The 25218-nt window shown below is 68.5% G+C and carries 20 protein-coding genes; 7 read left to right on the forward strand and 13 right to left on the reverse strand.

The window, feature by feature from the left end:
- Window positions 1–5: 5 nt before the first annotated feature.
- Window positions 6–1334, reverse strand: coding sequence for an Nramp family divalent metal transporter (locus tag FHT32_RS14675; protein WP_176665338.1), 1329 nt, complete (start codon window positions 1332–1334; stop codon window positions 6–8).
- Window positions 1335–1451: 117 nt separating this feature from the next.
- On the opposite strand from FHT32_RS14675, the gene FHT32_RS14680 reads away from it, so the two are divergent.
- The 3 genes from FHT32_RS14680 to FHT32_RS14690 all read left to right on the forward strand — a co-directional run bounded on the left by FHT32_RS14680 (window position 1452) and on the right by FHT32_RS14690 (window position 3134).
- On the forward strand, window positions 1452–1760 hold the full coding sequence (locus tag FHT32_RS14680) for a putative quinol monooxygenase (protein ID WP_176665339.1): 309 nt from the start codon (window positions 1452–1454) through the stop codon (window positions 1758–1760).
- A 167-nt stretch (window positions 1761–1927) separates the two neighbouring features.
- The gene (locus FHT32_RS14685; RefSeq protein WP_256099000.1) at window positions 1928–2521 is read left to right on the forward strand and encodes a hypothetical protein; all 594 of its coding nucleotides are present in this window, start codon (window positions 1928–1930) and stop codon (window positions 2519–2521) included.
- 25 nt (window positions 2522–2546) lie between these two features.
- Window positions 2547–3134, forward strand: coding sequence for a hypothetical protein (locus tag FHT32_RS14690; protein ID WP_176665340.1), 588 nt, complete (start codon window positions 2547–2549; stop codon window positions 3132–3134).
- A gap of 86 nt (window positions 3135–3220) precedes the next feature.
- On the opposite strand, the gene gap is transcribed toward FHT32_RS14690, so the two are convergent.
- Both gap and FHT32_RS14700 read right to left on the reverse strand, forming a co-directional pair.
- The gene (gap, locus tag FHT32_RS14695; RefSeq protein ID WP_176665341.1) at window positions 3221–4222 is read right to left on the reverse strand and encodes a type I glyceraldehyde-3-phosphate dehydrogenase; all 1002 of its coding nucleotides are present in this window, start codon (window positions 4220–4222) and stop codon (window positions 3221–3223) included.
- Between the two features lie 63 nt (window positions 4223–4285).
- Window positions 4286–6388: a transketolase gene (locus tag FHT32_RS14700; protein ID WP_176665342.1), complete on the reverse strand. Its 2103-nt coding sequence runs from the start codon at window positions 6386–6388 to the stop codon at window positions 4286–4288.
- A gap of 154 nt (window positions 6389–6542) precedes the next feature.
- On the opposite strand from FHT32_RS14700, the gene speD reads away from it, so the two are divergent.
- Genes speD through FHT32_RS14715 form a run of 3 tightly spaced genes read left to right on the forward strand, consistent with a single transcriptional unit; the run spans window position 6543 to window position 9054 of the window.
- The gene (gene speD, locus FHT32_RS14705; RefSeq protein ID WP_176665343.1) at window positions 6543–6923 is read left to right on the forward strand and encodes an adenosylmethionine decarboxylase; all 381 of its coding nucleotides are present in this window, start codon (window positions 6543–6545) and stop codon (window positions 6921–6923) included.
- A gap of 20 nt (window positions 6924–6943) precedes the next feature.
- A complete protein-coding gene (locus FHT32_RS14710) occupies window positions 6944–7657 on the forward strand; it encodes a nucleotidyltransferase family protein (RefSeq protein WP_176665590.1) in 714 nt (237 codons plus the stop codon).
- Window positions 7654–9054 (forward strand): aminopeptidase P N-terminal domain-containing protein, encoded by a 1401-nt coding sequence (locus FHT32_RS14715; RefSeq protein ID WP_176665344.1) that lies wholly within the window; start codon window positions 7654–7656, stop codon window positions 9052–9054. The genes FHT32_RS14710 and FHT32_RS14715 overlap by 4 nt, the downstream gene beginning before the upstream one ends.
- Here the strand turns inward: FHT32_RS14715 and FHT32_RS14720 are convergent.
- Window positions 8996–9970: a LysR family transcriptional regulator gene (locus FHT32_RS14720; protein WP_176665345.1), complete on the reverse strand. Its 975-nt coding sequence runs from the start codon at window positions 9968–9970 to the stop codon at window positions 8996–8998. The two genes, FHT32_RS14715 and FHT32_RS14720, sit on opposite strands and share 59 nt — an antisense overlap.
- Before the next feature lie 149 nt (window positions 9971–10119).
- Between FHT32_RS14720 and FHT32_RS14725 the strand changes: the two genes are divergently transcribed.
- Window positions 10120–11187 (forward strand): aldo/keto reductase, encoded by a 1068-nt coding sequence (locus FHT32_RS14725; protein WP_176665346.1) that lies wholly within the window; start codon window positions 10120–10122, stop codon window positions 11185–11187.
- Between the two features lie 164 nt (window positions 11188–11351).
- On the opposite strand, the gene FHT32_RS14730 is transcribed toward FHT32_RS14725, so the two are convergent.
- The 9 genes from FHT32_RS14730 to FHT32_RS14770 all read right to left on the reverse strand — a co-directional run bounded on the left by FHT32_RS14730 (window position 11352) and on the right by FHT32_RS14770 (window position 25213).
- Window positions 11352–11726, reverse strand: coding sequence for a DUF3325 domain-containing protein (locus FHT32_RS14730; protein ID WP_176665347.1), 375 nt, complete (start codon window positions 11724–11726; stop codon window positions 11352–11354).
- A 5-nt stretch (window positions 11727–11731) separates the two neighbouring features.
- On the reverse strand, window positions 11732–13402 hold the full coding sequence (locus FHT32_RS14735; protein WP_176665348.1) for a PepSY domain-containing protein: 1671 nt from the start codon (window positions 13400–13402) through the stop codon (window positions 11732–11734).
- Window positions 13399–13662 (reverse strand): DUF3649 domain-containing protein, encoded by a 264-nt coding sequence (locus FHT32_RS14740; protein ID WP_371132181.1) that lies wholly within the window; start codon window positions 13660–13662, stop codon window positions 13399–13401. Before FHT32_RS14740 ends, FHT32_RS14735 begins: the two co-directional genes overlap by 4 nt.
- Window positions 13663–13856: 194 nt before the next feature.
- Entirely contained in the window at window positions 13857–15209 is a 1353-nt protein-coding gene (locus FHT32_RS14745; protein ID WP_176665350.1) for an esterase-like activity of phytase family protein, read from the reverse strand.
- 79 nt (window positions 15210–15288) lie between these two features.
- Window positions 15289–17661, reverse strand: coding sequence for a penicillin-binding protein 1C (gene pbpC, locus FHT32_RS14750; protein ID WP_256099001.1), 2373 nt, complete (start codon window positions 17659–17661; stop codon window positions 15289–15291).
- A gap of 72 nt (window positions 17662–17733) precedes the next feature.
- On the reverse strand, window positions 17734–23766 hold the full coding sequence (locus FHT32_RS14755; protein ID WP_176665351.1) for an alpha-2-macroglobulin: 6033 nt from the start codon (window positions 23764–23766) through the stop codon (window positions 17734–17736).
- A gap of 121 nt (window positions 23767–23887) precedes the next feature.
- Complete coding sequence (locus FHT32_RS14760; RefSeq protein ID WP_176665352.1) at window positions 23888–24358, reverse strand: DUF2269 domain-containing protein; 471 nt, start codon at window positions 24356–24358, stop codon at window positions 23888–23890.
- A gap of 1 nt (window position 24359) precedes the next feature.
- The gene (locus tag FHT32_RS14765) at window positions 24360–24710 is read right to left on the reverse strand and encodes a DoxX-like family protein (RefSeq protein WP_218088241.1); all 351 of its coding nucleotides are present in this window, start codon (window positions 24708–24710) and stop codon (window positions 24360–24362) included.
- A gap of 23 nt (window positions 24711–24733) precedes the next feature.
- A complete protein-coding gene (locus tag FHT32_RS14770) occupies window positions 24734–25213 on the reverse strand; it encodes a hypothetical protein (RefSeq protein WP_256099003.1) in 480 nt (159 codons plus the stop codon).
- Between the last annotated feature and the right edge of the window lie 5 nt (window positions 25214–25218).

Raw genomic sequence — 25218 nt, forward strand, 5'->3', positions numbered from 1 at the left:
AAAGCCTAGGCACCGCCCAGGACCACCGACGCGATCAGCCACACGTTGGCCGCGCCGATCACGCTGAACAGCAGCCAGGCGAGCGACTTCACCACCGGCCCGTTGGCGAAGCCGCCCATCAGCGCGCGGCTGCTCGTGAAGCGGATCAGCGGCCACATCGCGAAGGGCAGCTGGAAGCTCAGCACCACCTGGCTGAGCACCAGCATCTTGCCCACGCCGCCATCTCCGAACCACCACACGCCCAGCCATGCCGGGCCCAGTGCCAGCGCACGCGTGATGAGCCTGCGCTGCCAGCACGGGATCTTCAGGTCGAGGAAGCCTTCCATGATGATCTGGCCCGCAATGGTGCCGGTGAAGGTCGAGCTCTGTCCCGAAGCAAGCAGCGCGATGCCGAACAGCGTGGCCGCGACCGCACTGCCCACGACGGGCTCCAGCAGTCGGTAGGCGTCGTCGATCTCCGTCACCTCGCGGTGGCCGGTGGCGTGGAAGGCGCTGGCCGCCAGCACCATGATGGCCGCGTTGACCAGCAGCGCGAGTGAGAGCGACACCACCGCGTCGAGCGTGCAGAAGCGCACCGCCTCGCGCCGCGCGGGCTCGGTGTCGGCGATCAGGCGCGTCTGAACGATGGACGAGTGCAGGTACAGGTTGTGGGGCATCACCGTCGCGCCCACGATGCCGATGGCCAGGTACAGCGCGCCCGGCTGGTGCAGTCGCTCCAGGCTCGGGCCGAAGCCCATCGCCACGCCGAACCAGTTGGGCGGCGCCATCGCCAGCTCGACCACGAAGCAGGCCGCGATGGTGCCCACGAGCCCCAGCACGATGGCTTCCACGCGGCGGAAGCCCGCGCCCTGCAGGCCCAGCACCAGCAGCGTGTCGAAGGCGGTGATGGCGATGCCCACCGGGATCGACACGCCGAACAGCAGGTGCAGCGCGAGCGCGCTGCCCAGCACCTCGGCGAGGTCGCAGGCCACGATGGCCAGCTCGGCGCCCAGCCACAGCAGGCGGTTGACGCGCGGCGAGTAGTGCTCGCGGCAGGTGCGCGCCAGGTCTTTGCGCGCGACGATGCCCAGCCGCACGCACAGCGTCTGCAGCAGCATCGCCGCCAGGCTCGCGAGCAGCACCACGAACAGCAGCCCGTAGCCGAAGCGCGAGCCGGCCTCGATGTCGGTCGCCCAGTTGCCCGGGTCCATGTAGCCGACCGAGACGAGCAGGCCAGGGCCCGCGTAGCGCATCAGCTTCTTGAAGAAGGGCAGTTCCTGCGGGACGGCGACGCTGCCCTTGACTTCGGAAGGACAGAAGGGCGCTGTGGCCGTGCGGGGGAGCGGGAAGAACATGCGGGCGATGATAGGGACAAGGCCGCGGCGTTGTCGCGGACCTGACCGGTACGGTCGTGCCAAATCTCTTAGATTCGACCGTCGTCATTCACCACTCATCCAACCGGAGACTTTTCAATGATCCACGTCGTCGCCGTCATCACCGCCAAGCCGGGCCAGCGCGCCAGGCTGCTCGAGGCCTTCGCCGAGAACCGCGCGGCCGTGCTGGCCGAGGCAGGCTGCATCGAGTACGGCGCCACGGTCGATGCGCAGGGCATCCCCACGTCGAAGGCCAGCTTCGGCCCCGACACCTTCGTCGTGATCGAGAAGTGGGAAACGCTGGCGCACCTGCAGGCGCACGCGGTCGCGCCGCACATGAAGGCGCACGGCGAGAAGACGAAGGAGCTCACCGCGGGCAAGCTGATCCACGTGCTAGAACCGGTCTGAGGCACGCCTTCACCCCTCCTTCCCACCTCTTCGTACCTTTCGGTTTCGCGGCATCACGCATTCGCGCGCCGCGCGATGCGTGCTACCGTCGCGCCGGGAGCACGCGCCACCGATGCACCATGCATGCGTCGCGGGCCTCGTGAAGATGCAGAGAGGGGACCGAAGGGATGGCGATCTTTAGTTCGCAGCAGGGCCGGCATTTGCGCCGCCCGCTCTTGCCCGGCGTGCTGGCAGCCGCCGTTCTGGCCACCGGCTGCGCGCCGTTGCTGGCGCCGCCCTACGCGGCCGACTACGAGACCCTCGACAAGCTGGAGGCCACGCGCCCCGGCATGGTGGCCCTTGCGAAGGCGCAGCCCACCGACGCGGACGACAAGGTCAACACCGTGCGCCTGCGCAGCGCCCGGCTGCTTTCGCCCAGCGGCAGCTTCGCGCAGTACCTGCAGGACGCGATGATGCGCGACCTGAGCGAGATCTCCGCCTACGACCCGAAGGCGCCCACGCGCATCGCGGCGCGCGTGCTGGCCAACGAGATCGACCTGGGCGTGATCAACGGCGCGGGCCGCATGGAAGTCGAGATCACCGTCACGCGCGACACCGCGCAGCGCCTGCGCAAGACCTACCGCGCCGAGACCGCCTTCGATTCGAGCTACGCGAGCATCGTCGCCGTGCCTGCCGGGCAGGCCGCGTATCCGCGCCTCGTGCGTGCCTTGCTGCGGCAGGTGTATGCCGATCCGCAGTTCGTGGCCGCCATCGGCCGTTGATCCCCAGAGGCGAGGAGGCGTTTCGATGCAGTTCTTTTCTCTTCCGGCAGCCGCCGCGCTGTCGGCCATGCTGCTGCTCGGCGGCTGCGTGCACCCGATCACCATGATCACCGAGACCGCCCCGCCGCGTTCGCAGGCGTACCTCGTGCCGAAGAAAGTCGCCTACGTGATGACCGATGCCGACCGCGACCTCGAAGTGGTCACCCCCGGCGGCAGCGGCGACCGCGTGAGCTACTACCCGTACCGCGACCTGGAGAAGTCGATCCGCGATGCGCTGCGCGCCGTGTACCGCGACGTCGTCGTACTGCGCACCGCCGGCGACGCGAAGGCCAACGAGGCGGCGGGCGTGTCGCTGGTGTTCTCGCCGCGCATCAAGACCGACTCGAGCTCGTCCTCATGGATCAGCTGGCCCCCGACCTCGTTCACGGCCGAGGTCTCGTGCGTGGTGACCGATGCGACGGGCGCCGAGGTCACGCGCGTGCGCGCCGTGGGTAACGGCACGGCGGAGTTCGGTGAGTTCAAGGGCGACTTCGGGCTGGCGGCGCGAAGGGCTGCGACGCGGCTGACCTCGCAGCTGAGCAGCGAGATACGCAGAAATGAGAAGCTGCGATAGGAGTGAAAGCGGCGAAAGCGGGGGAGCGGGAGCCCAATAAAAAAACGCGCCCGAAGGCGCGTTTTTTATGTTGAAGCCGCGAAGTCTTACTTCGACACGACCTTCACCATCTCCAGGCACTTGTTCGAGTAGCCCCACTCGTTGTCGTACCAGCTCACGAGCTTCACGAAGGTGCCGTCGAGTGCGATGCCGGCTTCGGCGTCGAAGATCGAGGTGCGCGGGTCGCCGCGGAAGTCGGTGGCGACCACCTTGTCTTCCGTGTAGCCCAGCACGCCCTTGAGAGCGCCTTCGCTCTGTGCCTTCATCTCGGCGCAGATTTCCTTGTACGTGGCTTCCTTCACCAGCTCGACCGTGAGGTCGACCACCGACACGTCGGAGGTCGGCACGCGGAAGCTCATGCCGGTGAGCTTCTTGTTCAGCTCGGGGATCACCACGCCCACGGCCTTGGCCGCGCCCGTCGACGACGGGATGATGTTTTCCAGGATGCCGCGGCCGCCGCGCCAGTCCTTGTTGCTCGGGCCGTCCACGGTCTTCTGCGTGGCGGTAGCTGCGTGCACGGTGGTCATCAGGCCGCGCTTGATGCCCCACTTGTCGTTCAGCACCTTGGCCAGCGGGGCCAGGCAGTTGGTGGTGCAGCTGGCGTTGCTGATGATGGCTTCGCCGGCGTACTTCTTGTCGTTCACGCCGTAGACGAACATGGGGGTGTCGTCCTTCGAGGGAGCCGACAGGATCACCTTCTTGGCGCCCGCATCGATGTGCTTCTGCGCCGTTTCCTTGGTGAGGAAGAGGCCGGTCGACTCGAGCACGATGTCGGCGCCGACTTCGTTCCACTTCAGTTGCGCGGGGTCGCGCTCTTGCGTGAGGCGGATCTTCTTGCCGTTCACGATCAGCGTGTTGCCTTCGACCGTGACTTCGCCCTTGAAGCGGCCATGCACCGAGTCGTACTGGAGCATGTAGGCCAGGTAGTCGGGCTCGAGCAGGTCGTTGATGGCAACGATCTCGATGTCGTTCTTGAAGTTCTGCACCGCTGCGCGCAGCACGTTGCGACCGATGCGGCCGAAGCCGTTGATACCGAGTTTGATAGCCATCTGACTTGCTCCTAAGGTTGAAAAACTGTTGTCTGTCGTGAAACCGGCGAAAGAACGAACCGATCAGTCGCGCAGCACGGCTTCCACCGTGGCGGCGAGGTTCTCCGCCGTGAACCCGAAGTGCTTGAACAGCGCCGGTGCCGGCGCCGACTCGCCGTACGTGTCGATGCCGACGACGGCGGCGCAGCCGTACTTCCACCAGCCGCCGGTGCAGCCCATTTCCACGGCGATGCGCGGCAGCTTCTTCGGCAGCACGGCCTTCTTGTAAGCCACGTCCTGGCGGTCGAAGGTGGTGGTCGAGGGCATCGACACCACGCGCACGGCGATCTTCTTCTCGGCCAGCAGCTTCTGGGCAGCCAGCGCGAGCGGCACTTCGGAACCGGTGGCGATGATGACGGCGGCCGTCTTCTTGCTCTTGAGGCCGACGACTTCGGGCTCCGCGAGCACGTAGGCGCCGCGGCTGATGTCGCCGAGCTCGCTCTTGGGCGCGTAGGCGATGTTCTGGCGGCTCAGCAGCAGCGCGGTCGGACGCGACTGGTTCTGCAGCGCCACGGCCCAGGCCACGGCCGTCTCGGCCGTGTCGCCCGGACGCCAGACGTCCAGGTTCGGGATCAGGCGCAGCGAGGCGGCGTGCTCGATCGACTGGTGCGTCGGGCCGTCTTCGCCGAGGCCGATGGAGTCGTGCGTGAAGACGTGGATCACGCGGCGCTTCATCAGCGCGGCCATGCGGATGGCGTTGCGGCTGTAGTCGCTGAAGGTGAGGAAGGTGCCGCCGTAGGGGATGTAGCCGCCGTGCAGCGCCACGCCGTTCATGATGGCCGCCATGCCGAACTCGCGCACGCCGTAGTTGATGTGGCGGCCGATGGTGCCGTGCGGCGCTTCGGCCGGGGCTTCGGGCTTGGCTTCGTCTTCCGCGCCCTGCTTGGCAGGAACTGCCGGCACGTTCATGACCACGGCGCCGGTCTTCGCGTCGAAGCGCAGGGCGGCAGTGCTCTTGGTGTTGGTGAGGTTCGAGCCGGTCAGGTCGGCGCTGCCGCCGAGCATTTCGGGCAGCGCGGCGGTGAAGGCTTCGAGCGCGAGCTGGCTGGCCTTGCGGCTGGCGACGGTCTCGCCCTTGGTGTGGGCGGCGACCACAGTGTCGAACGCGACCTGGTGGAAGTCCTTGGGCAGCTCGCCCTTCATGCGGCGGGTGAACTCGGCGGCCAACTCGGGGTAGGCGGCGGCATAGGCGGCGAACCTGTCGTTCCAGGCGGCCTCGGCCTTGGCGCCGGCTTCCTTGTGGTCCCAGTCGGCATACACCTCGGCCGGGATCTCGAACGCGGGGTAGGGCCAGCCGATGGCTTCGCGGGTGAGCACGATCTCTTCGGCGCCCAGCGCCTCGCCGTGCGCCTTGGCGGTGCCGGCGCGGTTCGGGCTGCCTTTGCCGATGGTGGTCTTGCAGACGATCAGCGTGGGCTTGGTCTCTTCCTTCTTGGCCTTGGCAATGGCCTTGGACACCGCCGCGGCGTCGTTGCCGTCGATCGGGCCGATGACGTTCCAGCCGTAGGCCTTGAAGCGCTCCTCGGTGTTGTCGATGAACCAGGGCTTGACTTGGCCGTCGATGCTGATGCCGTTGTCGTCGTACAGCGCGATCAGCTTGTTCAGGTGCCAGGCGCCGGCCAGCGCGCAGGCTTCATGACTGATGCCTTCCATCATGCAGCCGTCGCCCAGGAAGGCGTAGGTGTGATGGTCGACCACGGTGTGGTCCTTGCGGTTGAACTCGGCCGACAGCAGCTTCTCCGCCAGCGCGAAGCCCACGGCGTTGGTGATGCCCTGGCCCAGCGGGCCGGTGGTGGTCTCGACGCCCGGGGTCACGTCCACCTCGGGGTGGCCGGCGGTCTTGCTGTGCAGCTGGCGGAAGTTCTTCAGTTCGCCGATGGGCAGGTCGTAACCCGTCAGGTGCAGCACCGAGTACAGCAGCATCGAGGCGTGGCCGTTCGACAGCACGAAGCGGTCGCGGTCGAACCAGTGCGGGTTGGCGGGGTTGTAGCGAAGGTGATCGCCCCAGAGTGCGACGGCCATGTCGGCCATGCCCATCGGTGCGCCCGGATGTCCGGAATTTGCTTGTTGGACGGCATCCATGGCCAGTGCGCGGATTGCGTTGGCCATCAGGGCGTGGTTTGCCATGTGCGGTGGACTTTCGGAGGGAAAAGGGAGGGTTGGGGTGGGGAGAACCCGCGATTTTACCGGGCGAGCCCCGAACGCTCCCGATACGGCCCGAACACCCTTCCGATGCTCCTGTGCGCCCTGGCCCCAGGGCGGACTGCTAGAGTTGCCACCCATGCACGGGCTGCACCTCACCGCCGACCTCCACGACTGCCAATGCGGCCCCCAGTGGCTCACCGATCGCGATGCCCTGGGCGCGGTCTGCCTCAAGGCGGTGGCGGCTGCCGGGCTGCAGGCGGTGGGCAAGCTGATCCACGGTTTTCCGGCCACCGCGCACGGCCCGGGCGGGGTCACGGCCACCGTGCTGCTGGCCGAATCGCACCTGTGCATCCACACCTGGCCCGAGCAGCGCGGCGTGACGCTGGACGTGTACGTCTGCAACTTCAGCGGCGACCACTCGGCCAAGGCGCATGCGCTGATGGAATGCCTGGTGTCGGTGTTCCAGCCACTGCACAGCGAACGCAACGAACTGCAACGCGGACGGGTCGCGGCGTGAGCGGCAACGCGGTGCGCGCCATGATCCTGGCCGCCGGGCGCGGCGAGCGCATGCGGCCGCTGACCGACAGCACTCCCAAGCCCCTGCTGGAGGTCCGCGGCAAGCCCCTGATGCAATGGCCGATGGAGGCGCTGGCCGCCGGCGGCTTCACAGAACTGGTCGTCAACACCGACTGGCTCGGCTCGCAGATCTCTGACCGGTTCGGCGCAAGGCCTTTGCTGGATGGGCGCTCTGCGCTATCGATTTCATACTCCGACGAAGGCCGCGACTTCGGCGGCGCGCTGGAAACAGCCGGCGGCATCGTGCGCGCTCTGCCCCTGCTGGGCGATGTGTTCTGGGTCGCGGCCGGCGACGTGTTCGCGCCAGGATTCGCCTTCGCGCAAGCCTCGGTCGAGCGTTTCGTCGCCAGCGGCAGGCTCGCGCACCTCTGGCTGGTGCCCAACCCGGCGCACAACCCGAAAGGCGATTTCGGCCTCTCGCCGGAGGGCCTCGCGCTCAACACTGCCGCCGCGAAATACACCTTTTCGACCATCGGCCTGTACCGCGCCGCGCTCTTCGCGCCGCCCTACTGCGACATCCCGAGCGGCAACCCGGCCGGCCGCAAAGCCCCGCTGGCGCCGATCCTGCGCGCCGCGATGGACAATGAACTCGTGAGCGCCGAGCTCTACACCGGCCCCTGGACCGACGTGGGAACCCCCGAACGGCTCGCCCAACTGAACACGCCAACAAGATGACCGCAGCAGACATCGCCACCACGATCTACGCCGAGCGCCGCGCGCGCCTCGCCTCGCAACTCGGCAAGGACGGCATCGCCATCATCCCGACCGCGCCCGAGCGGCCGCGCAACCGCGATACCGACTTCCTGTATCGCCACGACAGCTACTTCTATTACCTGACCGGCTTCACCGAGCCCAACGCCTGGCTGGTGCTGGCGGGCGACGGCCGCGCGACACTCTTCTGCGCGCCCAAGGACATCGAGCGCGAGATCTGGGACGGCTATCGCCTGGGCCCCGACGCGGCGCCCGCGGCACTCGGCGTCGACGAGGCTTTCCCCGTCACCGAACTCGACGCGAAGCTGCCCAAGCTGCTGGAGAACCGCGCCACCGTGTGGTTTCCCTTCGCCATCCACAAGGGCCTGGAAAGCCGCGTCGACGGCTGGCTGCAGTCGGTGCGCGCGCGCGTGCGCTACGGCGCGCTGTGCCCCGACGAGCAGCGCGACCTGTGCGGCCCGCTCGACGAGATGCGCCTGGTCAAGGACGCGCACGAACAGGACATCATGCGCCGCGCCGCGCAGATCAGCGCCCGTGCGCACGTGCGTGCGATGCAGCTGTCGGCCCGCATGCTGCGCGAGGGCAAGGATGCGTGCGAATACCACCTCGACGCCGAGCTGCTGCATGAATTCCGCCTGGGCGGCTCGCAGTACCCGGCCTACTACTCCATCGTCGCGGCCGGCGCCAATGCCTGCGTGCTGCACTACCGCGCCGACGCCGCGCCCGTGCGCACGGGCGAGCTGGTCCTGATCGACGCGGGCTGCGAACTCGACGGCTACGCCAGCGACATCACCCGCACCTTCCCCGCCGACGGCAAGTTCACCGGCCCGCAGCGCGCGCTCTACGACCTGGTGCTGGCCAGCCAGGATGCGGCCGCCGCAGCCACCAAGGCCGGCAACCGCTTCAACGACCCGCACGACGCGGCGGTGCGGGTGCTCGCACAGGGCATGCTCGACTTCGGCCTGCTCGACGCCAACAAGGTCGGCAGCGTCGACGACGTGATCGACAAGCGCGCCTACTTCCAGTTCTACATGCACCGCACCGGCCACTGGCTCGGCATGGACGTGCACGACTGCGGCAGCTACGTCGAGCCCACGCAGGTCGGCGAGGTGAGCGAGCGCAAGGACCCGCTGTCGAACGAAGTCATCAAGAACCGGCCCAGCCGCATCCTGCACCCCGGCATGGTGCTCACGCTGGAGCCCGGCATCTACGTGCGCCCCGCCGAGGGCGTGCCCGAGCAGTTCCACAACATCGGCATCCGCATCGAGGACGACGCCATCGTCACCGCCACCGGCTGCGAACTCATTTCGCGCGGCGTGCCGGTGAAGGCGGACGAGATCGAGGCGCTGATGCGGGCCTGACCGCCTGCTGAGACACGGGCGGCGGCGCGTGCCGCGCCTGCAGGAAGTCGATGAACACCCGCAGCTTGCGCGGCATCTGCGCGCGGCTCGGGTAGTAGAGATAGAAGCCCGGAAAGGTCGGCCACCAGGGCTCCAGCAGCGGCACGAGGCGGCCGCTCGCGAAATCCTCCCGCACCGCTCCCTCGAACGACGTTGCGATGCCTGCCCCCGAGCGCGCGGCCGCGAGCAGCAGGTCCGCGTCGTTGCTGACGAGCGGGCCTGCGAGCTCCACGTCGAGCACGCGCCCGTCCTGCGCGTACTCCCAGCGATAGAGGCCGCCGGTGGTGAGGCGATAGTTCAGGCAGCGGTGCTCGCGCAGGTCCTCGGGCGTGCGCGGCGGCTCGCGCCCCTTCAGGTAGCTGGGCGCCGCGTACGTCACCATGCGCAGCGGCCCGCCCACCGGCACGGCCACCACGTCCTGCGCGAGGCTTTCGCCCAGGCGGATGCCGGCGTCGAAGCCGCCTTCCACGAGGTCGACCATGCGGTTGTCGCAGACGAACTCGAGCGTGATGTCCGGATAGGCATCGGCGAAGGCGCCGAAGTGCGGGAAGAAGAGCAGCTCCGCCGCCACGCGCGAGACGTTCAGGCGCAGCAGTCCTGCTGGCTTGTCGCGCGCCTCGTCGATGCCTTCGACCGCCTGCGCGAGCGCGGCCAAGCCCTGTTGCGCACCCATGAGGAACTGCTGCCCCAGCTCCGTCACGCCGACGCGCCGCGTGGTGCGGTCCAGCAGGCGCACGCCGAGCTTCTGCTCCAGCGTGCGCACGGTCTGTGAAAGGGCCGATGGCGACACGCCCAGCTCTTCCGCGGCGCGCGTGAAGCTGGCGTGGTGCGCCACGCGGGCGAAAGCGGCGATGGCCGGGAGCAGGTCGGGCGACATGCCGGCCATTATGAAGACCGGCTTCACAAAGCATTCGATCCGACCGGCTTTTTCCGAAGCAATCGCGCAAATACCTTCGAGGTCATGGCGATGCGGCTCTCGCGCCGCCGCCTTCACCTCGCAACGAAAGCACGAAAGGAATCTGCATCATGAAGCTGGATGACTACATCACCCTCGGCCGTTCGGGCCTGCGCGTCAGCCCCATGTCGCTGGGCACCATGACCTTCGGCCAGGAATGGGGCTGGGGCGCCGACGCGGGCGAGTCGCGCCGCATGTTCGACCTCTACGTCGAGCGCGGCGGCAACTTTATCGACACCGCCAACTTCTATACCAACGGCCGTTCGGAGCGGCTGCTGGGGCAGTTCATCGCCGACCGGCGCGAGTCGGTGGTGGTGGCCACGAAATACTCGCTGAACATGCAGCCGGGCAACCCGAACGCGGGCGGCAACCACCGCCGCAACATGATGCGCTCGGTGGAGGCCAGCCTGAAGCGGCTGGGCACCGACTACATCGACCTGCTGTACCTGCACATCTGGGACGGGCTCACGCCCTTCGAGGAAGTGATGCGCGCCTTCGACGACCTCGTGCGCTCGGGCAAGGTGCTCTACGCGGGCATCTCCGACACGCCGGCCTGGCAGATCGCGCGCATGCAGACGCTGGCCGAGCTGCGCGGCTGGGCGCCGCTGGTGGCGCTGCAGATCGAGTACAGCCTGATCGAGCGCACCGTGGAGCGCGAGCTGCTGCCGATGGCTCAGGAGCTAGGCCTGGGCGTGCTGGCGTGGTCGCCGCTGGGCAGCGGCGTGCTTTCGGGCAAGTACACGCGCGCCGATCTCGAGCATCGCAAGGAGCAGGGCTCGGGCGTGACGGGCTCGCGCAAGGACGTGGCCGTGGGCAATGGCGCGCTCAGCGCCCGCTCGCTGGAGATCGCCGAAGTGGTGGGGCAGGTCGCGAGGGAGCAGGGCCGCTCGAGCGCGCAGGTCGCGCTGGCGTGGCTGCTGCAGCGCCGCGCGCCGACGGTGATGCCGATCATCGGGGCGCGTACCTTCGCGCAGTTCGAGGACAACCTCGGCGCGCTCGACGTCCAGCTCGACGCCGAGGCGCTGCAGCGCCTCGAAGCGGCCAGCGCCGTGTCGATGGGCTTCCCGCACGACTTCATGGCGCTGCCGATGACGCAGGGCGTGCTCTCGGGCGGCAGCTCGGTGCGGCGGCCTGCATGAAGCCGCGGAGGCTGAGGGTGGCGGTCATCGGCGCGGGCGGCACCATCGGCCGCGCGGTGGTGGGCGCGTTGCGCGAGCGGCACGAGGTGATCGCGCTGTCGCGAGGCTCTATGTATCGGCAGTGGAAGGCACGATGAGCGGACAGGCGCTGCGCACCGCCTCCGTCACGGCGTGAGCGACGCGGTCGACGACGACAAGAGGCTCGCCAGCAGGCTGCACAGCGCGACGGCCGTCGCCGCGAACGCGATCCAGTGGAAGCGGCGCGGCGCATAGCTGAGCAGCGCCACCGTGGACAATGCCGCGGCCGTGAGCGTGCCCAGCCACAGCACCCAGCCGATCGCGCTGCCGGCCACCTGCAGGCTGGCGACAAGCGACAGGCACAGCAGCACGGCGCCGCCGAGTTGCAGCCAGCGCCGCCACCGCCCCGGCGTGCTGCCGCGGCCGTAGACGTCCTCGCTGTGGCGGTCCATCGCCAGGCTCAAGGCGCAAAAGCCCGCGAGCGATGCGGCGAACACGAGGGAGAGAAGGGACGAGTCCATCGCCGTCACGAGCCCTGGCCCGACGCGGCGAGCGCCGGCGACGGCTGCTGTAGCTCCTGCTGTTGCGGCGAGGCCGACTGTTTCTTCTCCGCCTGCTGCCTCATGGCCATCGACTTGCGCCGCTTGCGCTCGACGATCCACACCGAGCCCGCGAGCCCCAGGCCCAGCGCGATCGCGACCAGGTCGAAGCCCGCCACCGCGCTCGGTCCGGCGCGCAGGCTGACGCTCAGCGGCGCGGGGCCGGTGAAGGCGTTGAGCACCGGCAGCAGTGCGAAGAGCAGCGCGCCCGCCGCGAGCTGCGCCTGCCACATGCGCAGCGTGGGCCGCAGCAGCCCGAGCACCGCGGCCGCACCCCAGACGATGAAGAACCAGCGGATCTCCGCGTCGCCGCGCTCGGCAATCCCGACCGGCAGCAGGCGATTGGCCCAGAAGAAGGCGGCCATCGCGACGGGCAGGCCGGCGATGGCGCCGAGGTTCAGTCCGTCGACGAGGCGCAGGCCGAAGCCGATGCGCCCGCCCTGGTTGAGCGTCTTCGCGAACTTCTGGCGCTCCTTCACGGCCCACAGCAGAAGCCCCGTCGCCACCATCAGGCAGCCCGCGATCCCCGAGAGGAAGAACAGCGCGCGCAGCAGCGGATCGCCGAAGCGCGCGATGTGCAGGCCGTAGAGCACGCCGCGCGTCTCGGCCGCGGGCTTGGGCACGTCGCCGAAGGCGCCGATCAGCGCCCCCGTGGTGCCGTTGAAGAGCATCGACGGCTTGTCGTAGGACAGCTGCGGCCCTTCGGCACGGGTGAGCGAGACGATCGCGTTGGCGTCGTTGGGCTGGTGCACGGTGATGCGGCCCACGGCGGCGCCGTTCCAGTGCGCGGAAGCCTGCGCCATCATCGGCGCGATCGGTGCGAGCGGCGCCTTGTTGCCGGAGGCCTTGACCTGGTCGCGGCCGCCGCCGGGAAAGACCTCGGAGAAGAAGGCCTGCTCGCCGCCGCGATCCTTGTAGGCCACCTGCGGCGCCCAGGGCATGTACATGAACATCAGCGTGACCAGACCCGTGTACGTGATCATCAGGTGGTAGGGCAGCGCGAGCACCGCGGTCACGTTGTGCGCGTCGAGCCAGGAGCGCTGGCCCTTCTTCGGGCGGAAGGTGAAGAAGTCCTTGAAGATGCGCTTGTGCGTGACGATGCCGCTGAAGATCGCCACCAGCATGAACATCGCGCAGAAGCCGACGATCCAGCGCGCCCACAGCGCGGGCATGTAGTGCAGGTCGAAATGCAGGCGATAGAAGAACTCGCCGCCGCGCGTCACGCGGGCAGCGGTGAGCGCCTCGCCGGTGGCCGGGTCGAGCGAGACACGGTCGAAGCGGCGGCGCGACTTGTCGCCGGGTGCGGCCAGATACAGCACGTCGGTCGACGGCTGGCGTTCGGCCGGCAGGTTGATAAACCAGCGCGGGCTGCCGGCGCCGTGCTTCTGCAGATAGGCCACCGCGCCCTCGGCCGCCTGGACCTGCGGCACCTGTGCCCGCGCAGCCGGTGCATGCAGCTCGGGCTTCATCCAGAACGTGATCTCGTCCTTGAAGTACGAAGCCGTCCCGGCCGCGAACACCATGAACAGCACCCAGCCGACCAGAAGGCCCGACCAGGTGTGAAGCCATGCCATCGACTGGCGGAAGCCTTCCTTCATGCGGCCGCTCCGGTGGTGCGCGTGAGCAGCAGGAGGAGCGAACCCAGCACCGCCGCGGCCAAGGCAAGGCCGGACCACGCACGCAGTGCCGTGCGCGCGGCGAAAACCCACATCACCCCGAAAGCGAAGACGGCGAAGGAAGCGAGCAGGCCAGTCATCGTGGCCTCGCTGCGCGCCATGCCGAAGACGGCGGGCAGGCACAGCGCGAGCACGACGGAAGAAAGCGCCGCGACGCCGTAGCCGCCGGCGATGGCTGCCACGGCTCGCGAAGCCACGCCCAAGCGATGGCGGGCGCCGGCAGTCACGACGCGCGCCGGACGGCGTGCGAGGTCGTACGGAAATTCATGGAACAGGAGAGGAAAATCTCTGGAAGATGAGAATGATACTCATCTGACGGGATTTCTCCTGCTCATCCTGCCTGCGATCCGGGGCATTCAAGCCCCGGATTCCTGAATCACTTGGCCTGCAGCAGCGCCCCCGCCTCCAGCAGCACCGGTTCGTTGTCATCCGCCTTGTTCGGCTCGCGGCTGCTCGAGAAGGGCAGGTTGTTGTCGTTGCCGACCACGATGTGCGTGGCGTCGACCACGTCGACGTTCTCGATGGTGAAGAAGGGGAACTTCAGCACGCCGTCGTTCAGGGGCTTGCGCGCGAGCTTGTCCGGGTCGGCGATGTTCAGCAGGTCGATGTAGCCGATCTTGCGCACCGGGCCGCCGACGTTCGCGTCGTTCAGCTCGACCTTGTAGACGCGCTTGAACCTGGCGATGTCGTGGAAGCAGTCGGTGCGCTTCTGGCCTTCGGGGCAGGCCTTGTCGCTGGTGCCTTCGCCGTTGTCGCGCTCGATGATCAGGCCCGTGCTGCCGTCGATCATGTTGAAGTCGCCGATGGCGTTGCCATTCGCCTCGAGCACGTACTTCCAGTGGCGGCCAGTCCACTTCTCGGTGGCGACGTCGAACTCCAGCACGCGCAGCGCTTCCTTGCCTTCGACCTTCTCGTAGTCCTTGGCCTCGGCGTTCCACACCGGACCTTCGAGCAGCGCATACAGCTTGCTGCCGTCCTTCGACGAGGCCATGCCCTCGAAGCCCTTGGAGCGCTTGATCTGGAAGTCGACCGCGCCGCCTGGAGCACCGGGCGTGGTCACGGCCGGATGGTCGGGCGAGCGCACGGCCTTGCCGTCGACCAGCGTGTCGTGCACGGCGAGCACCTTGCCCTTCAGGTCGGCCTTGATGAGGAAGGGGCCGAACTCCTCGCCGATCCACAGTGCGCCGCCGGCGAACTGGAAGCTCTCGGGGTCGAAGTCGGAGCCGGTCAGGTAGCGCTGCTTCGTGCCTTCATGGACGATGCGGAAGGGCACCTTCTTGTCGGGGTCGTGCAGGAAGACGGTTTCGATGCGGTTGAACCTGCCGCTCTTGAAGTCCACCTTGTAGTGGTTCAGGTAGAGCATGAAGTCGGGCGAGTTGGCCTTGGCGCCGGCGCCGTTGTCGGTGAGGATCCAGAAGCTGCCGTCGTCCATCTTCTTGATGCCGGAGTGGCCCTGCAGCGGCTGGCCCTTGAAAGGCAGCGACACGCCGGTGCCACGGCCCCCCGAGAGGCCTTCGACCGAGCCCACTGCATCGACGCGCTTGCCGGTGGTGAACTTGCCGCTGACCTGTAGGTCGGCAGGCGCATCCTTGGGCGCGGAGACGAAGCTCTGCGCGGGCAGCACGGCATGGCCGGCGAGCGTGGCGGGGAAGGCGGTCTGTGCCTGGACTGCGCTGCACGCGAGAGCGGCAGCAAGGGCGATGAAAGACAGGGGGGCGAGACGCGTCATGAGAGGGAAAGGTTCCAAGTCGAAAACGCGTGACCATGCCGGCAAGGAGTGACGCGGCCATGACATGCCCCGCGCGACTTCAGGGCGCGATGTCGACCGTCACCTCGCGCGACTCGGCGCGCCCCTGGTCATCGACCGCGCGCAGCAGGTAGCGCCGGCCCGAGCTCGCCAGGTCGGGCATCCACGTGATGCCTTCGCCCGGCGCGGCGCGGCCGATGAGCGCGTCGTCCGCGAACCAGTAGATCGCCTGCGTGCCGGCCGCACCTTCGGCGCGCAGTACCAGGGGCTCGGGCTTCTTCGCGCGCAGGGTATGGCGCACGCCGCGCAGCGGCGAGGTGATGAGCGGCGCGCTGTCCGACGAGGCGTCGCCTTCGCTGCCCTGCGCCTTCTCGCAACCGTCGGAAGGCGCGCTCGCGCGCGGCAGCCCCGCCTGGCGGAACAGCCGGCGCATGTCGCTGCCCCATTGCTCCACCACCTGCTGCCGCGCATTGGGCTGCGGGCCGCAGACGACCTTGCCCGTGGTCTCGTCGACCCACACCGCGCGGTGCAGATTGCTGACCTGGATCGGCGACTTGCCGGCGATGAACCACGTCATGGTGCGCACCGGGCACAGCGCGTCGGGCAGGCCGCCGGTCGCCGAACAGACTTCGACCTGGCGCAGGTCGGGCGGCCGGCGCGACGCCATCTCGCCCGGGTCCAGCCGCTCGGCGCGCAGTGCGTCGACCATGCGCAGGAAGAGCGGCGCGGCGGCATCCACGCCCACCAGCGCGGGGTTGCTGCTGCCATCGAAATTGCCGACCCACACCACCAGCACGTGGCGGCCGAACACGCCCGCGGTCCACGCATCGCGGAAGCCCCAGGAGGTGCCCGTCTTCCATGCGATGGCGGGGCGCGCGGCCAGCGTGGTATCGGGGCGCGGCGTTTGCCGCAGCATGTCGAGCGTGACGAACGAAGCCTCTTCGCTCAGCAGGCGCAGCGGCTGCACGGGCTTCTCGCCGGGCGCTGGCTGCGTGTAGCGGATGGGCTGCGAGACGCCGCCGTTGGCCAGCGTCGCGTACATGCCGGCCAGCTCCTCGGGCGTGACCTCGCCGCCGCCGAGCACCAGCGCGAGGCCGTAGTGCTGCTCGCTCTGCAGCTTCTGCACACCCGCAAGGCGCATGAAGTCGTAGAGCCCGGGCTTCGAGAGCTTCGCTGCCACGGCCACCGCGGGCACGTTGCGGCTGCGGATCAGCGCCTCCTGCGCCGGCAGCGGCCCTGCGAAGCGGTGGTCGAAGTTCTCGGGCGTGTAGGGGCCGAAGGAAGTGGGTGCGTCCTTCAGCATCGTCTTCGGATGCAACAGGCCCTGGTCGAGCGCCAGCGCGTAGATGAAGGGCTTGAGCGTGGAGCCCGGCGAGCGCTTGGCCAGCACGCCGTTGACCTGGCCCGCGATGGCGTCGTTGCGGAAGTCGGCCGAGCCGATCATCGCGCGCACCTGCATCGTCGACGCGTCGAGCAGCAGCGCGCTCGCGTTGTTCATGCCCACGTCGGCATGCGCGCGCAGGTACTGCGCCATGACGCGCTCGAGCGTGGCCTGCATGCGCAGGTCGATGGTGGTGCGCACCTCCTGCACGCCGCGCTCCTGCGCGAGCAGCATGTCGGTGGCGTGGGGCGCGAGAAAAGGCAGGCTGCCGCGCGACTGCGCCGACAGCGCGAGTTGCGCGTCGGGCGCATGCTGCTTCGCCGTGGGATCGCGCTCGGCCCACAGGGCAGAGAGGCGCTCGCGCGCGGCCTGCAGCTCGGCGTTGCGCCCGCGCTCGGCGATGCGCTTGACGGGGTTCTGCGGAATCACCGCGAGCGTCAGCGCTTCGGGCAGGCTGAGCCTGGCGGCGTCCTTGCGGAAGTAGATGAGGCTCGCGGCCTGCACGCCTTCGATGTTGCCGCCGTAGGGCGCGGTGTTGAGATACGCCTCCAGGATGTCGTGCTTGCTGAAGCGGGCCTCCAGCCACAGCGCCGCGAAGATCTGCGCGACCTTGCCGGTGGGCGTGCGGCTGTCGATGCCGTAGACGCGGCGTGCAAGCTGCATCGTGAGGGTGGAGCCGCCCTGCCTGCGCTCGCCGCTGGCGATGCGCCATGCGCTGCGCACCAGCGCGGCGGGGTTGATGCCGGGGTGCGCGTAGAAGCGGCGGTCCTCGTACAGCAGCACCGCATCGACCAGCGTGGGCGAGATGCGCTCCAGCGGCACCCAGAGCCGGTACTGCTCGTCGGCGGCGAGCGTGAGGCGCAGCAGCTCGCCGCCTTGCGCATAGACCGCGCGCGAGCTGCCGACGGTTTCGCTCAGCGGGGCGTGGGGCCACAGGCGCAACAGCGCGAGCAACACGGCGACGACTGCAAAAGCAATGAGCGCCTTCCTCCCTCTCCCTCTGGAAGAGGGTTGGGGTGAGGGCATCGGCGACGGATCGAGCGCGGTGGTCATGGGAGGCGCTGCACCCTCACCCTAACCCTCTCCCGCTTGCGGGAGAGGGGACAAGGCAAGAGCGCGCAGTGATCAATTCGCCACCACCTGGAAGCGCGCACCGGCCGAGCGCGAGAACACGCGCCGGTCGTACATCGCCTCGCCATACGCCGCCGGCACCACGTAGTCGCCCACGTTGGTGGCGCGGGCCTTGTAGGTCACCTCGAGCAGGTCCTTGCCGACGCCGCCGTAGAACACGACGCGGTCTTCGCGAATGTCGGCGTACTGCACCTTCCACGAGCCGCCGCCGCCCAGGCGCTTCTTCCAGATCGGCGCGTCGGCATTGGCATCGTCGTCGTCACCCACCGCTTGCAGCACCGGCTCCAGCCCGCCGGGCAGCACGTCGACCAGTGCCACGTCGTTGATCTGCGCTCGCTCCAGGCTGCGCACGCGCACCCGCACCGTGACCTCTTCGCCGAGCTTCGCCTTGGTGACGGGGTTGCCCTTGGCGTCGAGCACCTCGTGGAAGATCTCCATTCCCTTGTTCACTGGCGTGGCGGGCACATTGCGCTCGAAGCCCTGTTCGGCCCAGCTGTAGTACAGATTGAAGTCGCTGTCGTTCGACAGCCTCAGCTTGGCGGTGCCAGCCGGCACCGCGGCGCGCGTGATCGGGTTCACGGCGCCCAGCGCGAGCGCCGCGGCCTGGCCCTGCGCGTTGACGGCGCTCGCCGAGAGCTTGCCTTCCACGTTCTGCCCCACGGCCTCGAAGTACGAGTCGACCGCGAGCAGCATCGAGGCCGACGACAGGCTGTTGTACCAGCCCTCCCGCACCATCTGGGCCATGCCTTCCCACACCGCGGGCTTCAGCGTCTTCAGGCGCGACGGGAAGTGGCGGCCCACCAGGTGCAGCGTCATGCTGTCGTGCACCAGCGGGTCGTAGTAGGCGCCCCAGGCGTTGCGGCGCTGCTTCTTCTCGGTGCGCGCGAGCAGGTCGGACCACACCGGGTCGAGCAGCTCGTTGGCGACCTGCTCCTGCTTCACGAGCTGGTAGCTCGCGGCAAGGTACACGGCACCCAGGTCGTCGCCCCAGCCCACGCCCTGGCGCGCCAGCTGGTTGCGGCGGGCTTCGCGCAGGTTGGCGAGCGCCGCCGGCGCGACGATGCCCTGGCGCGTCAGCAGGTAGGCCGCCTGCGTACGCTGGCGCCAGCCGTCGAGCGTGCTGTCGCCGCTGCCGAGCCAGCCCTGCAGGTAGGTGTCGGCCTTCTGCAGCAGGTCCTGCGGCACGGGCAGCTTGTGGTCCTTGGCCTCGACCAGCAGCTGCACCGCATAGAGGGTGGCGAAGGGGTCGGTGCCGGCACCGGGCCACAGCGAGAAACCGCCGTCGGCCGTCTGCCGCGCGCGCAGCTGAACCAGGTAGCGCTCGAAGGTCTTGCGCGCCTCGGGCAGCGGGCCTTGCTCCGCGGTGCGGCCGCGCGACATTTCCTTCACCAGCTCGGGCCGGCCCGCGAGCAGCACGGCCGGGAAGGTCTGGCTGGTGATCTGCTCGGTGCAGCCGTGCGGGTACGCCTCCAGGTACTGCATGAGGCCGGTCGCGAAGGCCCACGGCGCGGCCGACACGGCCACGTCGCTCTGGCGGAAGTTCGGATACAGGTCGGCCTGGCTCGAGATTTCTCCCGCGCGCTGGAAGCTGCCGGCCTGCACCATCGTGACGAAGGGCGAGGCCGGGCGCACGCTTACCTCGGTCGACAGGCGCGCGCTGTAGTTCTTGTGCGTCGATGTGAACACCAGCGCGGAAGAACCCAGCACTGCCTGCTCGCCCGGCTTGGCGCGCACGTTGAACTTGGTGCTGGCTTCGCCGCGCTCGTTGACCTTGAGCGTCTGCGTGGCGTCGCCCACCACTTCGAGCCCGCCCGATGCGGTGAGCGTGAGCGCGATGGGCGCCTCCTTGCCCGAGCCGACGATGTTGTTGGCCAGCCCAACGCCCACCTCGACGGTGTCGCCGGGCGCCATCGCCAACGGTGCGTTCGGCAGGATCACCATGTCGCCGCGCACCACGGTGCGGGTGCTCTTGGCGGCAGTGGTCTCGTCGTTCACCGCCACGGCCATCACGCGCAGGCTGCCGTTGAAGCTCTCGGGCACGGTGTAGCTGAACTCGCGGCTGCCGTTCACGTCGACCAGGCCCGACCAGTAGGTCACCGGCTTGTCGCGCTTGCGCTTGAACGGGTTCAGGTGCTTGCCGAGTTCGCCTTCGCCATCGCCGCCGGGCGCGGCGCCCTGCATGAGCTTCTTGAACTCCGGCAGGATCAGGTCGAGCGTCTGCAGCGTGCCCACTTCGAGCGCGCGCTTCTGGAAGAAGTGCTTCAGCGGGTCGGGCGTCTTGTAGCGCGCCACCTGCAGGATGCCTTCATCGACCGCGAACACGACGGCGCGCGTGGGCTTGTCGCTCGTGAGCTTCATCTTCACGGTCTGCCCCGGCTTCACCAGCTCGCTGCTGGTGAGCTGCAGGTTGGCGGTGCGCCTGGTCAGCGCTGTGGCAAAGGGCACCACGCCGTACGACAGCGGACTCATGTAGACCTCGTCGGAGGCCGGGTCGCGCACGAAGTGCACGTTGATGTAGCCGGTGCCCTCGAAGTCCTTGGGCAGCGTGATCTTCTGCACCGATGCGGTCTTGTCGGCCTTGAACCATGCATGCGCGTACACCTTGTCGCGCTCGATGGTGATGAGGCCCGCGCCCATATAAGGTGCGCGGATGCTCACCGAGATCTCCTGGCCGGGCTCGTAGTCCTTGCGGTCGAGCGTGAGCTGCAGCTCGGCGTTGCGGTCCAGCGAGCGCGACACGTTGGCATTGCCGGCCACGCTGTATTCCACGCGATTGAGCTCCAGCCCCTGCGCGTTGCGCACCACGTAGGCGAAGTTGCCGGGCGCGGCGGTGTCCAGCGCCACGTTGTTGCCGGCTGCGGCAATGGCGAAGGGCTTCTCGTCCAGCACGATCTCCTTGCGGCGCGACTCGTAGCGGTACAGGCCGTTGTCCTGCCTGATGAGCACCGACAGCACCTTGCGCTCGACGCGCTCGATCTTCAGGTCGGCCACGGCCGTCTTCTTCGCGCGCGGGTCGATGGCGATCACCGTGGCGTTGCGCGTGGCGCCCTTGCTCACGTAGCTGGTGTCGCCGTCGACCTTCACGCCGACGAGGTAGGGCAGGTCGCTCACCAGCGTCTGGGCCTCGGCCGACACGCTGCGCCCGCCCTCGGGCTCGAAGGCCTTGGCGAGCACGTGCACCTGGTAGGTGGCGGCGTCGAAGCGCGAGAGGCGCAGGTCGAACTCGGCCTTGCCGTCGGCGCTGGTCTGCACGCTGCCCAGGTCGTCCACCTGCTTGTCGGTGGCGCGCTGCGGGTCGAAGAAAGCGTAGTCGGTGAAGGCGCGGAACACCGGGAAGCCGGGGCTCAGCGTGAGCGTGCCTTCCACCTTACGATCGGGCGCGGGCGTGCCGAAGAGGTTCTGCACGTCGATCTGCGCCTTCAGGTCCTTGGGGCTCACCCAGCCTTCGGCAACTTCATTGCTGAGCTTGGCCGTGACCTTGGTGCGGTCGGGCAGGAATTCCTGCACCTTCACCGTGGTGCTGCCGATCAGCAGGCTCTCGACCTCGGGCGTGCCCGGCGACGACTGGCGCGGCAGGTAGAGGTTGACGGCGTAGTTGCCCGTGGGCGATGTGTCCTGCGTGGTGTGGGCAATCTCGGCTGCACCGCCCGGGCCGAGCCGGAGCTTCTCGCGCCGCACACTGAGGCCGCGCGCATCGATGATCTCGGCCTCCAGCGGCAGGTCGCGCAGCGAGGTGCCCCAGTTGCCGGCCTTCACCATCATCGCGATGTGCATGGTGTCGCCGGGGCGGTAGATGCCGCGGTCGCTGAAGACATACGCGGTCATCTGGTTCGGCACGCCGGCCGCGCGCAGGCCGCCGACGTCGAAGCGCGAGATGTCCAGTGTGCGGTCGCTGCGGTTGAAGGGCAGGAAGCTCAGGTCGCCGTCCTTGCGCACGACCAGCACCACCGGCGCCTTCTCGCGCTGGTAGCCCGCAAGGTTGGGCAGCTTGGCCGCGCCCGTGGCGTCGGTGGACTGCGACGCGACGATCATGCCGTTGCGGCCCCACACCTCGACCATCGCGCCGGCCACCGGCTGACCACTGGCGATGCTCTGCACGAACACGTCGCGCGTGCCGTCGAGCGACTTCTTGGCCACGATGCCCAGGTCGGTGACGAGCACCAGGCGCTGGTCGATCTGCTGCTCGGGGCTGCCGCCTTCGCCACCCTCGCCGTTGCCGTTGCCTTCCTCTTCGGAGGATTGCTCTTCCTGTTGCTGCTGTTGCGCTTCCTCCGGCTGGCCTTCGCCCTCCGGCTTCTTCTTCGCCTTGGGGTCGTAGCCCTGCACCTTCAGCAGGAACACGCCGCGGCGGTCGGTCGCGTCGCTGCGCAGGTACTCGGCGAAGTCGACGGTCTCGTAGTGCGCCTTGCCGGCGGGAATGCTCAGCGGAATCTCCTTCTGGAAACGGTCGACGAGGTTGTCCGACTGCAGGCCGCCGTAGAACTGCGGATGCGCGAAGTCGCCGTTCGTCTGCGTCACCAGGTGCTGCAGTTGCTGCGGCAGCAGGCGGCCGATTTCGAGCCGGATGCCGGGCAGGTCGCGCACCAGGATCGGCAGCTTGCGCTCGCCGGAAAGCGCGAGCAGCGAACCCTGGCTCATGATGCTGAGCTCGGGCGCGAAGGTCTTGAGCAGGCGCACGTCCTGGAACGCGGCGCCCAGCTGGTAGCCGCCGGGCGTCTTCAGGCCCTTGGCAACGCGCACCAGCAGGTAGCGGCCGCCTTCGGCCTGCGGCATGCGAAAGCTGACCATCTCGGTCACCTCGCGCTCGCTGGCGATGGGCTGCAGGTTGAGCTTCTTCGCGCGACGCAGCACGGCATCGGTCACCTTCGACGGATCGGCGGACCAGTCGAACTTCTCCGCGGGGTCGCCCTTGGCCTCTTCCGTCACGGGCAGCAGCCAGGCCTGCACCACGCGCGCCATCTCGCGCTCGTGCACCGGCATGGAGGCGCTGACCTGCATCACGTGCTCGGGCTCGCCGTTCTCGCCGGTGACGATGGTGGGCTCGATGCTGGAGATGGAAAGGCTGTAGAGGCCGGGGATCTCGACCGCGCGCGACTGGTCATTGCGCAGCGCCGGACCGCCCTTCTGCGCGACCGCGCCGGCCGTGAGGCTGAGGATCGCGGGCCGGTTCTTCTCCGGAATGGGCAGCGGCTCCGACTGCAGCGTGGCGATGAGACGCAGCTTGTCGTAGCTGACGGTGAACTTCTCGCTCGCGCACTTGCCCACGCTGAAGAAGGAGCTGCTGCAGGGCTGGTCGTAGGTCAGCACCAGGCGCTTCTCGAACTCGGCCGTGTTGACGGGGTGCGAGAAGCGCACCTGGAAGAGCGCACGTCGCACGTTGGCCTGGACCGGGTCCTGGTAGAACTCGGCGCCGATGAACTGCGCGGTGAACTCGGGAGAGGTGAACTCGTACTTGCGCTGCGCCAGTTCGATGTGCGGCGCGAGGGCGTTGTCGGCGATCTGCACCTTGTACGGCTGGCCGATGGGCCAGTCCTGGGTGGGCAGGAATTCGAGGCGGTTCTGCTTCGTCCAGGTCCAGCGGCCGGCGATGGCAGGCTCCATGGTGACGCCGGTGGCTTCCTGGCCGATGCGCGCAATGGGCGCGACGGAGGCCGAGAAATTGATGACGAAGGGGTTTGGGCCCCTGTCGAACTCGATCTGCGTGCGCTGCGGCGGATCGGTCTTCGCGGTGGCGACCACGGGTTCGACGCGGTCGGGCGTGAGGCCGTGCCACCACTTCATCACATGGGGATGGGCGATCCAGCCGGCCAGCGCAAGCAGCACGAGCACCGCCAGCCATGCCAGGCGCTGCTGCAGCCACTGCAGGCCCAGGAGCACGAAGGAACCCAGGATGCGCAGCCAGCCCGGGGGTCGCCAGGAACCGATGAACCCGCGGGCCAGCGGACGCAGGAAGCCGAGCGCTCGGCCCAGCCCGGTGAAGAACACGTCGCTGATCGACGCGAGTTTTCTGTTGGCGACTTGAAGCATGGAAGCTCCCCACTGTTTTTGTTGGCGCTCGCGAGTGTGCGAGCCATCTGTGAAGCAATCGCGCTGTGTGTGAAGTCTTCGTGAAAACCGCACAGGCCCGCGCCGGGCCGCATTCAACGAGTCATAGCTGGGGCTTGTTCACCATCAGGTAGAAGACGACCACCATGGCCGCGAAGGCCGGATAGCCCAGCAGTTCCCACCATCGCTGGTAGCGTGCATAGAGCGGCGGCAGCGGCGCCGCATCGCGATGCGCCCGCGCCGCGATCGCCGCCATGCGGATCTGCAGCCACACCACCGGCAGCCAGCAAGCCCCCGCGAAAACGAACAGAGCCAGCGACAGCGCGAGCCACGGCGTGGAAAGCGGAAAGCCCGCCATGTGCGCCAGCGCGAAGCCGGTGGCCGGCTGCAGGATGACGGTGGGCGTGGTGAACCACCAGTCGGCGCGCACCACCAGCCGACTCACGACCGCCTGCGCAGGCACGCTGCCGCTGCGGTTGGCGAAGAACATGTAGAAAGCCGAGCCCAGTCCGGTACCGACCATCAGCACACTGGAAACGACGTGCAGCCACTTGAGGACGAGGTAGGTGTTCATGTCATGGTGCGGCGCGCCGGTACAGATGCCAGAGCAGCGCGGCGATCGGGATGTTCTTGAGCAGCGGACCGAGCGGGTGCAGCCACAGGCCGGGCTGCAGCACCGTCGCCACCAGTGTCATGACGAGCATGAGGGCCAGGGCTGCCGCATAGCTGGCACGCCCGGGCCACCGCCACAGCGCGATGCCGACCACAAGATCGGCCGCCGCGCCGCCGACGATCAGCCCTTGCACCAGCCACTGCGGCGAGGCAATGCCGGCGGCGGCCAGCACCTGGCGGCTCTGGCCGTCCAGTTCGACGATGCTGGCGATTGCGGTGAAGAGCCACACGGCGACAAGACTCAAGCGCAACAAGCGCTCCTCCGCAGCAGAATCCTTCACGTGGCGGAGCTCCCGTGCTCAGTCCGCTGCCAAGCAACGACTTCATGCGCATGCGCAGCCAGGAACGCATGCATGCGCGCGAAGCGCCGGCGCGTCTGCCGTGCGAAGACCCACGCGACCACCGGCTCCAGCAGCCAGCGCAACGCCTTCGGGCTCGCCTCGATGGTGTAGACATAGATGAGAACCGAATGGCCCGGTTGCGCGTCGCGGTGCCGCATGGACGCGGCCCAGCGGCTGAAGGGGAAGGAGCGACCGACCATCGAGGCCGCAGCCACATGCGGTCGGTCGAAGCTTACGAAGCGCGTTCGCATCGACAGGCCGCGCAACCAGCCGTGGCCCGTGTTCTCCGTCTCGGCGCCGACAAACGGACAGGGCGCGCCGCCCACCACGCGGGCGTTGCCGACCAGTGAGTCCCAGCGTGCGCGCCACACGTGGTAGTGGAAAGCGTCGAAGACCACGTCGGCAGGCGCCGGCATGTCGA

The organism is Variovorax sp. SG517, from assembly GCF_013376045.1.
Taxonomy (GTDB): domain Bacteria; phylum Pseudomonadota; class Gammaproteobacteria; order Burkholderiales; family Burkholderiaceae_C; genus Variovorax.